Annotated in this window: 11 protein-coding genes; 6 read left to right on the top strand and 5 right to left on the bottom strand. The window is 47.0% G+C overall.

Annotated elements, in window-relative coordinates:
• Nucleotides 1-108: 108 nt before the first annotated feature.
• The 3 genes from nirD (at nucleotide 109) to IHV80_RS19945 (ending at nucleotide 4,023) form a co-directional block, all read left to right on the top strand.
• Nucleotides 109-453, top strand: coding sequence for a nitrite reductase small subunit NirD (nirD, locus tag IHV80_RS19955; protein ID WP_060981505.1), 345 nt, complete (start codon nucleotides 109-111; stop codon nucleotides 451-453).
• 141 nt (nucleotides 454-594) lie between these two features.
• Nucleotides 595-2,064, top strand: a complete 1,470-nt coding sequence (locus tag IHV80_RS19950; protein WP_192892021.1) for a NarK family nitrate/nitrite MFS transporter — start codon at nucleotides 595-597, stop codon at nucleotides 2,062-2,064.
• Between the two features lie 168 nt (nucleotides 2,065-2,232).
• On the top strand, nucleotides 2,233-4,023 hold the full coding sequence (locus tag IHV80_RS19945; protein ID WP_192892020.1) for a bifunctional protein-serine/threonine kinase/phosphatase: 1,791 nt from the start codon (nucleotides 2,233-2,235) through the stop codon (nucleotides 4,021-4,023).
• Nucleotides 4,024-4,140: 117 nt separating this feature from the next.
• On the opposite strand, the gene cra is transcribed toward IHV80_RS19945, so the two are convergent.
• On the bottom strand, nucleotides 4,141-5,145 hold the full coding sequence (gene cra / locus IHV80_RS19940) for a catabolite repressor/activator (protein WP_192892019.1): 1,005 nt from the start codon (nucleotides 5,143-5,145) through the stop codon (nucleotides 4,141-4,143).
• Between the two features lie 395 nt (nucleotides 5,146-5,540).
• Between cra and fruB the strand changes: the two genes are divergently transcribed.
• The 3 genes from fruB to fruA are packed head-to-tail and all read left to right on the top strand — an operon-like array spanning nucleotide 5,541 to nucleotide 9,434.
• The gene (gene fruB / locus IHV80_RS19935) at nucleotides 5,541-6,674 is read left to right on the top strand and encodes a fused PTS fructose transporter subunit IIA/HPr protein (RefSeq protein ID WP_192892018.1); all 1,134 of its coding nucleotides are present in this window, start codon (nucleotides 5,541-5,543) and stop codon (nucleotides 6,672-6,674) included.
• A 9-nt stretch (nucleotides 6,675-6,683) separates the two neighbouring features.
• Nucleotides 6,684-7,661, top strand: coding sequence for a 1-phosphofructokinase (pfkB, locus tag IHV80_RS19930; RefSeq protein WP_192892017.1), 978 nt, complete (start codon nucleotides 6,684-6,686; stop codon nucleotides 7,659-7,661).
• Nucleotides 7,662-7,676: 15 nt separating this feature from the next.
• Nucleotides 7,677-9,434, top strand: coding sequence for a PTS fructose transporter subunit IIBC (fruA, locus tag IHV80_RS19925; protein WP_192892016.1), 1,758 nt, complete (start codon nucleotides 7,677-7,679; stop codon nucleotides 9,432-9,434).
• A 77-nt stretch (nucleotides 9,435-9,511) separates the two neighbouring features.
• Here fruA and IHV80_RS19920 read toward each other — a convergent pair whose 3' ends face one another.
• Genes IHV80_RS19920 through IHV80_RS19905 form a run of 4 tightly spaced genes read right to left on the bottom strand, consistent with a single transcriptional unit; the run spans nucleotide 9,512 to nucleotide 15,783 of the window.
• Nucleotides 9,512-10,546 carry a helix-turn-helix transcriptional regulator gene (locus IHV80_RS19920; protein WP_192892015.1) on the bottom strand — a complete coding sequence of 345 codons (1,035 nt, stop codon included), beginning with the start codon at nucleotides 10,544-10,546 and terminating at the stop codon, nucleotides 9,512-9,514.
• Entirely contained in the window at nucleotides 10,543-13,734 is a 3,192-nt protein-coding gene (locus IHV80_RS19915; protein ID WP_192892014.1) for an efflux RND transporter permease subunit, read from the bottom strand. The genes IHV80_RS19920 and IHV80_RS19915 overlap by 4 nt, the downstream gene beginning before the upstream one ends.
• On the bottom strand, nucleotides 13,731-14,906 hold the full coding sequence (locus tag IHV80_RS19910) for an efflux RND transporter periplasmic adaptor subunit (RefSeq protein ID WP_192892013.1): 1,176 nt from the start codon (nucleotides 14,904-14,906) through the stop codon (nucleotides 13,731-13,733). Before IHV80_RS19910 ends, IHV80_RS19915 begins: the two co-directional genes overlap by 4 nt.
• On the bottom strand, nucleotides 14,896-15,783 hold the full coding sequence (locus IHV80_RS19905; protein WP_192892012.1) for an ABC transporter six-transmembrane domain-containing protein: 888 nt from the start codon (nucleotides 15,781-15,783) through the stop codon (nucleotides 14,896-14,898). The genes IHV80_RS19910 and IHV80_RS19905 overlap by 11 nt, the downstream gene beginning before the upstream one ends.
• Nucleotides 15,784-15,887: the final 104 nt, after the last annotated feature.

Raw genomic sequence — 15,887 nt, 5'->3', positions numbered from 1 at the left:
CGAAACCCAATATCGATAGTCGGCAGTGGCGCAGCCCAAGAAAACTGCTGCCGGCTATCACCCTAATTAAATTAATGATTAGTTTTATATTTAGATCAGGAGAAAGTCATGGAAAATTGGACAACCGTATGCAGCACACGCGACCTAACTCCAAACGGGGGGATCTGCGCAAAAGTAGACGACAACCAAGTGGCTATTTTTTACTGCAAACGCAGCGATACGCTTTATGGGCTCTCTAATTTCGACCCTATCGGCAAGGCGAACGTGATGTCACGTGGTATTATTGGCTCACTAAGCGGAGAGCCTTACGTGGCCTCGCCCTTATACAAGCAGCATTACCACTTAGAGACTGGCGAATGTCTTGAACAACCCGAGCTCAAGCTCGTGAAATTTGAAGTTCGCAAGCTAGGAGAACAAGTTCAAGTTCTCGCGCCGCTTGCTATCGCTAGTTAACTAAACGCCGACATCATCATGCAAACGCTTTATAGGCGTAAGCAATTTCGGCATAGGTTTTAGCCACATTAATGCGTTCGAATTTCGGAAGTAACGCAGATGCTAAAACCGGGTAATTTCCAGATTTAAAGGATTTAAACCATGGATAACACAAAATTTTCGCTGCTTTCATTTACGGGTAAGATGAAAACCTTACACCTAAGTTGGATGGCCTTTTTTATCACCTTTGTTGTGTGGTTCAACTTTGCCCCACTACTGCAAATGGTGAAAACATCACTGGGTCTTTCTACTGAAGAGATCAAAACACTCCTGATTCTCAACGTTGCATTAACCATTCCGGCGCGTGTCGCAATTGGTATGTTGACCGACAGGTACGGCCCAAGATTAGTCTACTCTTCGCTACTCGCTGTCTGTTCAATCCCTTGTTTTATGTTTGCTATGGCAGACTCTTTCATTCAAGCGGCGATTGCACGCTTCCTATTAGGTTTCATCGGTGCAGGCTTCGTTGTCGGTATTCGTCTTGTGTCTGAGTGGTTCCCACACAATGAACTGGGTACGGCAGAAGGTATTTACGGCGGCTGGGGTAACTTCGGCTCTGCAGCAGCGGCGTTTACACTTCCAACTCTAGCCCTAGCGTTTGGTGGTGAAGACGGCTGGCGTTATGCGGTCGGTATCACGGGTGTAATGAGCCTACTGTTCTCAGTGGTGTTCTACAAAAACGTATCCGACACACCAAAAGGTTCTACCTACTTCAAGCCTGCTCAAGTAACAGCGATGGAAGTGACATCAAAGGGTGACTTTTTCTTCCTACTTATTATGAAGATCCCAATGTACGCGGCACTGGCTCTGCTTGCTTGGAAACTGTCTCCATCAGGTATTGGCATGCTGTCTGACATGGCGGTTTACGCTGTATATGCAAGTTTAGCTGCACTGTATGTTTACGAAGTTTCGCAAGTTTGGAAAGTAAACAAGAACGTATTTAAAGAAGAAGTGCCTGAAATTCACCAATATAAATTCAAGCAAGTCGCAGTGTTAAACGTGTTGTATTTCGCAACCTTTGGTTCAGAACTCGCCGTCGTTTCTATGTTACCGCTATTCTTTTCGGAGACGTTTGAATTAACGCCAGTTCTTGCGGGTATGGTCGCGTCGGCTTATGCCTTCATGAACCTCATGTCTCGCCCAGGTGGCGGTTGGATCTCAGACAAATTCGGACGTAAACCAACGCTACTGATTCTAACGGCAGGTTTAGCTGTAGGTTACTTCGCAATGGGTCAGGTAGAGAGCACATGGCCAGTATGGTTAGCGGTTGTTGCGGCAATGGCATGTTCATTCTTCGTACAAGCGGGTGAAGGTGCGGTGTTTGCAACAGTGCCACTGATTAAACGTCGTATGACAGGCCAAATCGCAGGTATGACTGGCGCTTACGGTAACGTTGGCGCGGTGGTTTACCTTACCGTATTGTCATTCGTGAGCTATCAAACATTCTTCTTAGTGATTGCTGCGACAGCGGTACTTGGCTTTGTGACTCTGTTCTTTATGGAAGAACCAAACGGGCAAATTGCTGAGGTAAACGACGATGGCAGTGTCACGCTGATCAATGTTTCGAGTTAGTCCCAGCACTAACATGAAACACTGAATTATTGAATCGGGAGTGGTACTAAGGTGTGTTTCACCACTTTGGTACTGCGTTCAAAGGCTCTAGGTTCACTAGGGCTTTTGTTCTTCCTAGGATGTTCTCTCAAGGACGTGAGAGAAAACCAATTAAGAAGAAGAGCAGTTATGACAATTTCATTCAACCAAGGGCAAGTCATCACGCCAGAATCTAATAACCAGTTAACGCTCAAGTTTGGTGGTTATTCGAATAAAGGCATTCGTGATGAAAACCAAGACGCCATCATTGTAAAACACCCTAAAACTCGCACGGAGCAAGAGTTGAAAGGCAGTGTCGCCTGCATAGCAGACGGCGCGAGTTGCAGTGAACACGGCCAGAAAGCCAGCCACACCAGCGTGATGCAGTTTATCGACGACTATTACGCAACGCCACAAAGTTGGAGCATTCAGCGCTCAGCTCAGAAAGTCTTAAAGTCACTCAACTCTTGGCTCTTCAATACCTCTGTTTCTAATATTCATTCCACGCAACAAGTTAACCACAACGCTCTAGTTTCGACTTTCAGCAGCGTGATATTAAAATCAAACACCGCGCATTTATTCCATGTAGGTGACAGCCGTATCTACTTATTAAGAAATGGGGAATTGCGCCAACTGACCCGCGACCATACCCGCAAGAATATGGGTCAGAAGCATTACCTTACACGCGCCTTAGGTATGGACAACCAACTCAACGTTGACTATCAAACACTTCCCATCAAGAAAAACGACTGCTTTATCCTGACATCTGATGGCGTACACGAGTTTGTTTCTCCCAACACGTTCAAGGAACATATCGACAAACCCGGCGTTGATTTCGAACACGCTGCACAAACGATCTGTAATACCGCTTTAAGTCACAATAGTTCAGACAACGTAAGCTGCTTGATTGTGCAAGTTAACCACCTACCTAAGCCTTCGCTCATTGAATTCCATGAAAAACTGGCTAAGCGTGCCATACCACCCGCTTTAAAACTCGGGCAAAGTATCGACAACTTTATGGTACTTGAGGTGTTGTATGCAGGCACTAGAAGCCATGTGTATCGTGTAATCCAAAAAGAGACACAAACTGAGTTCGTGTTGAAAGTCCCTTCTGTTCAATATCACGATAGTCCTTCGCAACTCCGAGCGTTCTTTAATGAACAATGGGCGGGGCTATTACTGCACAACAAGAAAATCATGAAGGTTTACCCAACGCCAGAGCACTCGCAATTCTTATATCAAATCTGCGAATGGGTCGAAGGCATCACGCTAAGACAATGGATGTACGATAATCCAAAGCCGTCACTCAATGAAGTGCGCGAAATCTTAGAAAAAATCACGCAAGGCATTCGAGTATTACAACGCGCAGACATGGTGCACCGAGACTTAAAGCCCGAGAACATCATGATTCAACGTGATGGTGAGATAAAAATCATCGACCTTGGTGCGGTGTTAGTGAGGGGCCTTGAGGAGGGAGAGCTCACAGACAAGGACGACACACCATTAGGCGCGGTCAATTATATTGCACCAGAAACCATCAAGCACAATACGGCGACCACAAGTTCAGATTTGTTCTCTATCGCAGTGATCGGCTATGAGATGCTAACGAGTACATTGCCCTACTCTGAGATGACGGCACAATCGCTTAATCAATCTCGTCACCATCGATGGGAATATCAACCCATCACACAAAAGCGGTCTGACTTACCAAGTTGGGTAGATTTGGTGTTACAAAAAGCCTGTGCGGAATCGCCAAGCGAACGTCATCAAGTGTTGGGGGATTTTGTGGCAGACCTTTACACACCGAACCAAAGCTTGGTGAAAAGCAAAGCCAAGCAACCTTTGATAAACCGAAACCCAATCCAGTTTTGGAAAGTGTTGGCCTTGTTGCTCGGCATTGTTGCCATTGTAGAGTTTGGCTTATTGCTTAATTCTAACTAGACCAAAAGTTCTACCTAAACCTTAAGTTCAAACTAACCACAGGGCTCATACTCAACTTGAAGCTCTAGCAGCTAACCTCGAAGCTCTAGTTAATCTCGGAGATCAAGCTAACCGCGTTTAGCCTCGTTTTACTAAGCTTCTTGGCACTAACTCAATGCCAGCTTGATAGCGTTTAGCTGATGCGTTCAAAGCAAGTGCAAACGCACTATCGGCAATGACTTCGAATTGCTGTGGTAGCGAGTGGACTTTAAAGGGTAAGAAATCCAGTAAGCGGTTATCACCAAAGGTTGCCAGTTTTACTTGCTTGATCAGTTCAGGCTTTTCGACCATTACATCCAGTACACCTTCTAACAAGGTGTAAGACATAGTGACGATCGCATCGGGCACCGTGCCTTTGGCAATCCAATCCTCAAAAATCTCACGTCCTGATTCTCTGTCAAAGTGCTCACCATAACCCACAACCATCGGCTTGTTTTCTGTTAGCCCTGTTTGTTGAGTATGTGCTTTGTTCGCTGCTTCAAAGCCCAGGTGACGTTCACGTGAAATGTTCAGATCAGGCAGTGCGCCGATTAAACCAACACTATGAATGCTGTCATCAAGGATCGAGTGAGTCAGCTCAAATGCAGCTTCGAAATCTTCACTGATCACACACGCAAAGTGCTCATCGTCTAACGGACGGTCAATCGCGATTACGGGTGTACCTGAGTTTTGCAGCTTCAAGTAAAACTCGTTGGCGTCTGGCATTGAGCTCGCCACCAGCAAGGCATCGATACGACGGCTCACCAATGCTTCCGCTACTTTACGTTCGGTTTCGGCGTCATCATCAGAGCAACCAATCAGGATTTGATAGCCCACTTTACGTGAGTTCTGCTCTATCAATTTTGCCAAGCGTGCGTAACTGCTGTTTTCCAGATCAGGAATAATCAAACCAAATGAACGGCTATTACCAGCACGCAGCGACGAAGCAGCATGGTCTGGACGGTAATTATACTCTTCTACTACTGCCATGACTTTCTGCTGAGTCTTTTCACTGATTCTGTATTTCTGCGCCTTGCCATTAATCACATAACTGGCTGTCGTTTTCGACACACCGGCTAGTTTGGCAATCTCATCTAGTGTCATATGGGTGACCTGTATTTTGTGCGTAGGATCATATAACCAATCTTCTGATCCTTGGATTAGTTGAATTATATGCTGAATCGATTCAGTATAAAAGCTGAAAGGATTCAGCAAAATCTGAAAAGTGACTTCAATCATCCTTTTGAATGGATTGAGCGTCATTTGTCGTTAATTGGCTTTTCGTTACTTACGAATCGCAGACAAACCAAACTAACGACACGCAGCAAAACTATTTTGATTATCAAAATCGGCTTTGCTGAATTTTTTTACACTGAATGCTGAACCGATTCAGCACAAGTAGCACAAAGAGCAAAGCAACGAGTAAAGTTCACTATCACTTGCTCTAAGCTGAATCGTAGCGATACACAAATTCTCAAGCGATACGCTAAAGAGGCACCATGCTTAAATTATCAAAATCTGACATCACTCTTGGTCAAACGGCCGATGACAAATTCAAAGCTATCCAGAACATTGCTGGCGACCTAACCGCGAAAGGCTTAGTTGACTCTGGCTACGTTGAAGGAATGCTGAACCGTGAAAACCAGAACTCTACGTTCCTAGGTAACGGCATCGCGATTCCTCACGGAACGACTGACACTCGCAACCTAGTAAAAAAGACAGGCGTAGCGGTACACCACTTCCCTGAAGGTATTGATTGGGCAGATGGCAACCGTGTTTACGTTGCAATTGGTATTGCAGCGAAATCTGACGAGCACTTGGGCATCCTTAAGCAGCTAACGAAAGTGCTAGCGGCAGACGGTGTTGAAGAGAAATTAAAGCAAGCAAAATCAGAAGACGAAATCATCGCCCTACTTAACGGCGAAGTTCAGCTTGAAGCTGACTTAGATGCTTCTTTGGTTCAACTGCTATTCCCTGCAAGCGACATGGTTCAAATGTCGGCAGTTGCGGGTGGCCTTCTTAAGAATACAGGTTGCACTGACAACGCGTTCGTTGCTGACCTAGTAACAAAAACACCGACTCACCTAGGCCAAGGCCTGTGGTTATTGGGCAGCGATAAAGGCGTAACTCGCACTGGCGTATCGTTTGTTTCAACAGCAAACCATTGTGAGTATGAAGGCACACCAGTGAAAGCATTGGTAGCATTCGCCGCTTGTAACAGCGCACACCAATCAATTCTGGCTAACCTAAGCAAGATGGTTTTCGAAGGTAAACAGCAACAACTGTTAACTGCTGACGTTGCACAAGTGATTGGTCTTCTGAAAGGTGAAGCCGTTTCTACAGCGTCTCAAGACGATGACAACTGCGCAGTATTCAAAATCAAAAACGCACACGGCCTACACGCTCGTCCAGGTGCAATGTTGGTTGCTGAAGCGAAGAAATTCGAATCAACAATCCGCGTTTCAAACCTAGATGGCGACGGAAAAGAAGTGAATGCGAAGAGCTTGATGAAAGTGATCGCTCTTGGCGTTAAACATGGCCACCAGCTTCAGTTTGTTGCTGAGGGTGATGATGCAGCACAAGCACTTGAATCGATTGGTAAAGCTATCGCTTCAGGCCTTGGCGAAGGTTAAGGAGTCGATATGTCTGATAAACAAATCAAAGCCGTTACCGTTACGCTAAACCCAGCCCTAGACCTAACAGGTGCCATCGACGCACTGAATGTCGGTTCAGTTAGCCTAGTAAACAAAGGCTCTCTGCATGCAGCAGGCAAAGGCGTAAACGTAGCAAAAGTGCTTTCAGAGCTTGGCGCTAAAGTGACCGTGACAGGTTTCCTTGGTCGCAATAACGAAGAAGCCTTCTGCCAACTGTTCGAACAAATGGGTGCAACTGACCGCTTCATCCGTGTTGATGGCGCTACTCGCATTAACGTGAAATTGGTAGAGAAGTCAGGCCAAGTTAGCGACATCAACTTCCCAGGAGTTCCTGTTGACGCTGACGCGATTAAAGCGTTTGAAGAAACCTTGTTAGAACTTGCAGAAACGCACGATTACTTCGTGATTGCAGGCAGCCTGCCACAAGGCGTATCACCAGAGCTTTGCGCTTCTTGGGTACAACGTCTGCGAGACCTAGGTAAAAAGGTCTTGTTCGACAGCAGCCGTGACGCTCTTAAAGCCGGTATCAATGCACAGCCTTGGTTGATCAAACCAAACGATGAAGAGTTGTCTCAGCTGTTCAACGCTGAACTAACCACACGTGACCAATGCCAACACGCAGGCCAAGCCCTAAGTGAAAAAGGCATCGATAACATCGTGGTATCACTTGGCGCTGGAGGCGTGATGTGGCTTAACCAAGGTGAATGGCTACATGCTCAGCCACCGCGTATGCAAGTAGTAAGCACTGTAGGCGCAGGTGACACCTTGGTTGCTGGCCTATGTTGGGGCCACATGCAACAGATGCCAAAACCAGAACTAATTAAATTCGCAACCGCCCTATCTGCTCTAGCAGTTTCACAGGTAGGCGTGGGCATCACCAGCCAACAAGAGCTGGATTCAGTACTACAAAATATCCAATTACAGTCGCTTAGTGCTCCAACTATCCAGTTAGACACAAGCAAATAGGACAAAGGGTTTATTATGAATATTACCATTATCACAGCTTGCCCTAGTGGCGTAGCAAACAGCATCATCGCAGCAGGCTTGTTAGAGCAAGCAACAAAAGCACTGGGTTGGAACGCCGCTATTGAATGCCAATCAAGCGTGTTACCTGAATCTCCAGTATCACAAGACGCTATCGACAGCAGCGACGTTGTGGTTATTTCCGCTAACACAAACGTTGATAAAACACGTTTCGCAGGCAAAAAGGTTTACCAAGCAGCTATCTCTGAGTGCACTGCAGATGCAAAAGCATTTCTAGAGAAAGCGGCAGCAGAAGCAACGGTATTAGAAGCTTCTCAAGTTGAAAGCACTGTTGAAGTGACGGGTACTTCGGCAAATGCTTCAACAGAAACAACAGGCAGCAAAAAGATCGTTGCGATTACTGCTTGTCCAACGGGTGTTGCACATACCTTTATGGCAGCTGAAGCGCTTGAAGCAGAAGGCAAACGCCTAGGTCACCAAATTAAAGTGGAAACTCGCGGATCTGTAGGTGCGAAAAACCAACTGACAGACCAAGAAATCGCAGACGCTGACCTTGTTATCATCGCAGCTGACATCGACGTACCTCTGGATCGTTTCAACGGCAAGGCGCTATACAAAACAACGACAAGTCCTGCTTTGAAGAAAACAAAGCAAGAGATGGAAAAAGCATTCGCTGAAGCGAAACCATACCAGCACACTGCTTCTTCTAATTCAGCACCCGCTGATGAGAAGAAAGGCGTGTACAAGCACCTGATGACAGGTGTATCTCACATGCTTCCTGTGGTTGTTGCGGGTGGTTTGATCATCGCTCTTTCTTTCGTATTCGGTATCGAAGCGTTTAAAGAAGAAGGCACACTAGCAGCGGCACTGATGACTATCGGTGGCGGGTCTGCATTCGCATTGATGATTCCTGTTCTTGCTGGTTTCATTGCATTCTCGATTGCCGACCGTCCGGGTCTGGCTCCAGGTCTAATCGGCGGTATGCTGGCTAGCTCAACGGGCGCTGGCTTCCTAGGTGGTATCGCGGCTGGTTTCATTGCGGGTTACTCTGCAAAACTCATTGCCGACAAGGTTCAGCTTCCACAGTCAATGGAAGCCCTCAAGCCTATCCTAATCATTCCGTTTATCGCGAGTTTATTCACTGGCCTTGTGATGGTTTACATTGTGGGTGGTCCTGTATCTGGCGTGATGAGCGCAATGACAGACTTCCTAAACAACATGGGGACATCTAACGCGATTCTTCTGGGTGTGATTCTAGGCGCAATGATGTGTTTCGACCTTGGTGGTCCTGTAAACAAAGCGGCATACACATTTGGTGTTGGTCTACTGGCTTCGCAAACTTACGCACCAATGGCGGCTATCATGGCAGCAGGTATGGTTCCAGCTCTAGGTATGGGCCTTGCGACTTTCCTAGTGAAAGACAAGTTTGAAGCAAGCGAGCGTGAAGCGGGTAAAGCATCATTCGTTCTTGGCCTATGTTTCATCTCTGAAGGTGCTATCCCATTCGCAGCGAAAGATCCAATGCGTGTTATCCCAGCATGTATGGCAGGTGGTGCACTAACGGGTGCTCTATCAATGATGTTTGGTGCACAGCTAATGGCTCCACACGGCGGCTTGTTCGTACTACTGATTCCTGGCGCTATCTCTCCAGTGCTTATGTACCTAGTGGCGATTGCAGCAGGTACAGCAGTAACAGGCTTTGGCTACGCAGCACTTAAAAAGATGAGCGGCTCTAAAGTAACGGCAGAGGCTTAATCCCCCTACTCTGTTAAGCTCCTTCTATAAAGCTGCTTATTAATAAGCAAAGGCTCCTCATTTGAGGAGCCTTTTTATTATTCGCTATCTTGCGTGGTTAAAACCGGCAACTGAAAGGAGAATGTTACTCCTTCTACATCGTCATCATCTATGTGGCGAATCATCTCCACCAAATAGCCGTTCACGTCTAACTGTAAGCCTTGTTGCTTAACCGCATTAAACAACGCTTCTAAAGCCGTGCTGTAGGCGACATCCGACACCAGATAAACATCGCTACACAAGTAGTATCCTTCTGGAATGGTCATATCGTAACGCTTTTTGGCGACTTGCCAGTTGCCGATTTCAGCGTCTATGTCGTCCCACTTGTTTCTCATTTGCTTAATCGGTGTTGTGCCCATGAGTTGTGTAGACTTCTGACCGTACATCTCAAACGCGGTATCCCAGTCAGGATCGTCTAATTTGAGCTTCTGCATTCCGCGTTCTGGATACCAAACCAATTCTGTCGGCATCGACTTAACCAATTCTTTTTCCATCGAAGACTGCACACCCGGATGCGCCAATCTCTGGATGAAATCCGCCGTCTCCTTGGGTGTCGCGTTATAACCCATTTCTCGAATGTGCTTTGCGGTCACCCCTAACTCACGCTTGAGCGCCTTGCCTAACGATTGTGACGACGAGAATCCACAATACTGAGCAATTTCAATGACGCTCCATGGCTCGTCATTGATCAACAGGCTAACAGCAATCTGTAGACGTATTCGACTTAGGTACTGACCCGGCGTTTCATTAAACAGCTCAGTAAACTGACGATGAAAATGGTATGGAGAGATCGCACTCTCGGTCGCTATCTCTTCCCAAGTACGACGCTCACCCCACTCTTCATGCATTAAGTTAAGCGCATGGCTAAAGCGTTTTTGAAGGTGCTCTGGTAAAGATTCCACCAACGCAATCTCAGGCACCAGTTTAAAGCCAGGCACTGAGTGATAGTCAGGTTTGCTCTGTTGCGTCATACGGTCTTTGTTCTCAGGCATAGAAGCTCTTGTATCTGTCGACTTGATTGAATTCGATCGCTTGGCTTCACTATCGTCTTTGTCCTTTATAAAATCAATCATGAGCGCTCCAAAGTGAGCTGTGTCTGTACCTGTGGTTCTTGTTCGACCGGTTCTTTTTCAATTAGATCTTCAACTTGAGGCGGTTTGCGGCAAAACAAACCAAGCAACACAGGTATCAAAATCAGCGTTACCGCAGTGGCGAACAGTTCACCAAACACCAACGACACCGCCGCAGGCTTTAAGTATTGTGCTTGTTCCGCAGTTTCGCTTAGTAACGGCAACAACCCACACACAGTGGTTATCGTGGTTAAGAAGATCGCTCTCAATCGGCTGGTGCCCGCAATCACCAACGCTTTCTGTAATGGGACGCCTTGGCGATATTCAGCATTAAAACGCGTGATCAACACCAACGAGTCGTTAATCACGATCCCCGTCATGGCCATCATTCCGAACATCGAAAGAATGCTGATCGGCAGGTCCATCAAATAATGACCAAAAATCGCGCCTGCGAATCCAAACGGGATGACCGCCATGATGATCATTGGCTGCCAGTAGGATTTCAAAGGCACTGCCAACAAGATGTAGATCATCAGCAGCGTCAGGATCATCGCGGATTTAAAGCCATCCGACACTTCCCCTATCTCTTCAAACTCGCCACCCGCTTTGATCGTCACACTTGGGTATTGTAGCCGCAGAGATTCAATCGTCTCTTCAAGCTGTTCTCGAGTCTTCTCTGGTGATTGCAGATCTCGGTTTTGCTTCCAATAGAGGTTGATCACTTGTTCTCGGTCACGGCGGTAAACCACTTGCGGCTCTTGCTCGTGACGGAACTCAGCGATATCGCCAATCATTACGCTGCCACCGTTCGGCAACATAATGATGGCTTGTTGTAGCTGAACTAAGGTTCTGCGCTCATCTCTTGGGTATTGCAGCAGCACCTTGGTCTCTTGTCCGTTTTCTAATAGGCGATGAACTTCCCTTTCGCCAAACGCTTCTCCGGCAAGCTGTGCCAGCTTCGCTTGAGTTAATCCAAGCTGCTGACCATATTGATTCAGCACTAAGCGAACTTGTGGTAAACCATCCTGACCATCATCGTAAACATCCGAAACACCTTTTATGGACGCTAAAGTATCTGCTAGCTGTTCACTGACGCGGGACGCCAACTCACGATCGTTGGAAGAGATCGTTAAGAATGTGCCACCAGCTGGTTCTTCTGCTGCGCTGAATTTGGCCGAGTAAGCCCCTTCAATTTGCCCAGTGCTTTCTCGCCATCGCTTCAGCAGTAAGTTACCCGGCAATAAGCTTAAAGATTCATTGGTGAGCTCGGCAGTGACTTCAATCTCCCCATAGCCATCCGACCATGCGAGTAGGTTTACCACGGGCTTTTCTTGTAATGGATAATCTTCCATTAAGCCTTTCTCAACCTGAGTCATCGCTTGCTCTACTTGCAACAAAGCTTGGCGCTGCAGTGGTAACGGCGCACCATCTTCTAGCTCAATAACAGCCGTAATGTAACGCCCAGGAATTTCAGGGAACAGCGCACTTCGAATCGCCCCATTTGACCACATGCCATAAGCCAATGAGATGACCGCCACAAACCCAAGCAAAGACGCCACTTTGTAGCCAAGTGCAAACTCCAATACTGGCTTATAGATGTTGAGATTGAACCACTGCAAACCGCCTTGAGCGGCGTTCTGAACCTTGGCAAAAATACTGGTAGAGGGCTTTTTCACAGAAAGCTGAGCCAAGTGTGACGGTAGAATAAATTTGCTTTCAATCAGTGAGAAGATCAAAGCGAAGATCACCACGGCCGAAAACCCAGCAAGTACTTTAGCTAACTCATTGTTAATCCATAGCATTGGAGAGAACGCAGCAATGGTCGTTAGCACACCAAACACGGTTGCCACCGACACAGAATGCACGCCCTGCCAAGCAGCTGTCTTTCCGTTTATATTAGAAAGGCCACTTATACTTGAGGAGCCATTTAGCTTTGAGGCACCGGAATGACTAGGATTTCCCGTCCGTTTTTCGTGTATCGCTTCCCCGACGACAACCGCATCATCGACCAACACACCAAGTACCAAGATAAAACCAAACAAAGTGATGTCGTTGATGCTGTAATTAAACCACTGCATTGCGGCGAGTGTTCCAGTGAGCGCAATCGGGATCCCCATCGCGACCCAAAAAGCGAGCCTAATCTCAAGAAATATCCCTAGCAAAATCAGCACAATTAACAAGCCTTGCCAGGCGTTTTCACTCAAACGAAACAGCTGATCTTCAATGTAAGGCGCCATATCAGCCATGGTATTCAGCTGAATATCCGAAGGCAGAATCGCTCGTTGTGCATCCAGTGTTTCGCTGATCGCCTCACTGATTTTAAGCAGGTTATCGGTTTGGCTAGTACTGACTAGTAAAGCGATGGCATTAGAGCCGTTGTTACGCACGATAGAGCCGCTGTATTGGTAGCCACGGGTTAGCTTGGCAATGTCTCCCAAGCGTATTTTTCCGTTACTACCCGAAATTACGACAAGCTGATTCAGCTTCTGTAAATCATCGGCATAACCGTCACCACGAATAACCATTCGGCCTTTGTCACTAATCAGCTCACCGCTACGAGACTCTAGTGAACGCTGCTCAACTAAACCTGCAAGATCTTCCAAGCTCAGCCCTAGCGCCTTGAGTTGGTCAGGGTCTGGCTCGATCACCAACTGAGGCGTTCGTGTTCCCCAGTTTGAAACCTTTGAAATTTGAGGGTTCTTCTTCAGCGCTTGCCCAAGTTGCTTGGCAATAGGTTGTAATTCGTCATCGGTTCTTGGCCCAGACACCACCACAAACGCAGCTAAGTTGGTAAATTCATTTCGCACCACTTGCGGTCTTTCTGCTTGCACGGGAAAGCCGTTGATGGCGTTAACTTGGTTACGAATGTCATCCAACAGCTTGTCTAAATCTGTGCTGCTGGTTTTACGTACCACGACTCTAGACACGCCAGCACTCGATTGGCTGGTGAGCTGTTTGATGCCTGCAATACCGCTAATCGACTCTTCGATTCGTTGCGTCACGCTCTCATCGATCTGTTGTGCGGTACCGCCAGGATAAGCCACGGTAATACTGATTGATGATGGTGCAATTTGTGGAAACGACTCGACACGTAACTGCCCAAATGCCAGCACACCACTGATAACGATCGCCATCATCAACAAATTGGCAGCGACTGGGTTATTAATGAACCATTTTGTAATCCAACTCATTGGTTTGATTCCTTAATCTGTACTGAATCAGATTTGCCAGCGAGCATGGCTTCAGAATGGGCTTCATTGAATTTAGGCGTGACTTGTTTACCGATTAACATTGAAGAAAGTGGATACTGCACCACGCGACGAGCCTTATCACTTCGATCATTGAAGCGAATATCAAGCTCTTTACTGTCTTGCCCTATAAGCGTTACCGACTCTTTTCGTAAGCGATCTTCTATATCTAATGTCCACACATACCCGTCTCGCGTCATTGCGCTCAGAGGCACGCTTACTACGTCATCTTGTAGACCGAGGTTAACCACAGCTTGAACTTGCTGATTAGGGAAAAGCCTAGGCTTGTGTTGGTAAGGATTTTCAACCGATAGCACTACTTGTCTTTGACGAGTCACCGAATCGACTTCCGGAGACACATAACGCACTTTCGCGGGCCATTGGTTCCCAGAACGACTCACGACACGAATACTCGGCTTAACCAAGGCAGCTTGCACTTGTTGCCAGTGCATTTCAGAGATTGGAAGCTCGATATCAATCGAATCACTGGCGGCTAACTCAAAGGTCACTTGCCCTGCCTCTACCCACTCTCTTGGGCTAATGTGGCGCTTCATGACGACCGCATCAAAGGGCGCGGTAATCACCGACTCTTCCATTAGCTTCTTCGCACTGACATAAGCTTGTTGGGCTTGTTGCAGGTTGGCTTTCGCAGCAAGCACTTGGGGTTCTCTGCGCGCAAAGGACGAACTTGTTTTTGGGTTAAGCATTTTAAGAGCAACAGTTTGTTCATGTTTAGCCTGTTTCAATTCCAACTCGGCTTGCTTTAACGAACTTAACGCTTGCGCCAAGTTCGCATCAACGGCGCTGGTATCTAACTTCGCCAACACATCGCCCTTAGTCACTAGCTGTCCCGGTTCAATGTTTTCATTCAGCCACTTAAGTTGCGCACTACTCGACGCTTTAAGTTGAATTGGCCAACGAGCAGCGGTTAAGCCAAGTACCGTTAACGTCGATTCGTGCTGCGAAGGTGTCACCTCCAATACAGAAACCGGTGCCAGTACTGCTTGCTTCTTCACAGGTTCCGCTGCCTCAGGTTCCAATTCATCGACAACAATCAAGGCAGCAAAGATAGCCGCACAACCGACTAATACAGGCAGTGACTTTTTAAACTTCATAAGGCATCTCCTTGGTAGCCTGTTGGACAGAGGTATGATTGAGTCGCTGACTGATTTCAGTAAGACGAGAAAGGGTTTGCAGCGTAATTGGTAGCATCACTGCGGTTTCAACAAACTCCAGCGAATAGGTAACGATTGAGAACACTTGTCCTGCAGTCGGCTGAATAAGCTGGCTCACCATCCACAAATTGCCTACGACTGCGCCAAACAGCACGGTAAAGATCAGTCCGTAAACAATCGCCTCGGTGTCTGAAAGCTTGATTTCACACTGTTTAAGTCGCTCAAAGTGCCAACGAAGCGCAGATAAGCGAACGCCGCTCAACAGTTGAACTTGCTGTTCAACTTGGTCGTTAAATTGGCCATTAAGCCGCGTGAAGGTTCTATGAAACAAACCATAAATGGCTAGCATCGACAGCCCTGCAAACAACATACAAAGCGCCAATGAGAAATGGAATGTAGAGAGAATCACCACAGTCGCAACAAGCTGCACCACTGCTGTCATCAGAGCAGGCAAATCGTCTTCTAAGAAATCAACCAGCTCACGTGACATGGTGAGTCGAGCGTCTTTGGATGATACAGATAAGCCACGCAGGTTTCGCTCCACGATATTCGCCAGTTTTACACGAATCGCCCCATAAACACGGGTATCGTAGAAACGACGAACAACGCTGAGAATGACCAGTACAAAGAGAAGCACTGCCAGCATCACTAAGGGCTGGAAGCTTTGGTTTAAGACACCGTCGATGGCGTAACCAATAAACAGCGGCAACAGAATAAGCATCACGTTTTCAGCCAAAACCATTAACCAAGTCGCAGCGACCTTTAATGGGTTAAGCCGAATAATCGTTAGCAGAGAGATGGGATGTTTGAATAGCATTATTGAGCCCATAAATGAATATGGCGTCAGTATTACCAATTCGGCATGGGAAAAAGTGTCCCAGATTGCTGTATTAGAATATTAGGCGCTAGACTCGCCCAATA

The sequence above is a fragment of the Vibrio bathopelagicus genome (assembly GCF_014879975.1).
Classification (GTDB): domain Bacteria; phylum Pseudomonadota; class Gammaproteobacteria; order Enterobacterales; family Vibrionaceae; genus Vibrio; species Vibrio bathopelagicus.
The sequence above is the reverse complement of the archived record's forward strand: the minus strand, read 5'-3'. Positions and strand labels throughout refer to the sequence as shown.

Excerpts from the sequence above, each read along its gene's own strand:
- nirD (WP_060981505.1), top strand. The coding sequence starts at position 109 with ATGGAAAATTGGACAACCGTATGCAGCACACGCGACCTAACTCCAAAC.
- IHV80_RS19950 (WP_192892021.1), top strand. The coding sequence starts at position 595 with ATGGATAACACAAAATTTTCGCTGCTTTCATTTACGGGTAAGATGAAA.
- IHV80_RS19945 (WP_192892020.1), top strand. The coding sequence starts at position 2,233 with ATGACAATTTCATTCAACCAAGGGCAAGTCATCACGCCAGAATCTAAT.
- cra (WP_192892019.1), bottom strand. The coding sequence starts at position 5,145 with ATGACACTAGATGAGATTGCCAAACTAGCCGGTGTGTCGAAAACGACA.
- fruB (WP_192892018.1), top strand. The coding sequence starts at position 5,541 with ATGCTTAAATTATCAAAATCTGACATCACTCTTGGTCAAACGGCCGAT.
- pfkB (WP_192892017.1), top strand. The coding sequence starts at position 6,684 with ATGTCTGATAAACAAATCAAAGCCGTTACCGTTACGCTAAACCCAGCC.
- fruA (WP_192892016.1), top strand. The coding sequence starts at position 7,677 with ATGAATATTACCATTATCACAGCTTGCCCTAGTGGCGTAGCAAACAGC.
- IHV80_RS19920 (WP_192892015.1), bottom strand. The coding sequence starts at position 10,546 with ATGATTGATTTTATAAAGGACAAAGACGATAGTGAAGCCAAGCGATCG.
- IHV80_RS19915 (WP_192892014.1), bottom strand. The coding sequence starts at position 13,734 with ATGAGTTGGATTACAAAATGGTTCATTAATAACCCAGTCGCTGCCAAT.
- IHV80_RS19910 (WP_192892013.1), bottom strand. The coding sequence starts at position 14,906 with ATGAAGTTTAAAAAGTCACTGCCTGTATTAGTCGGTTGTGCGGCTATC.
- IHV80_RS19905 (WP_192892012.1), bottom strand. The coding sequence starts at position 15,783 with ATGCTATTCAAACATCCCATCTCTCTGCTAACGATTATTCGGCTTAAC.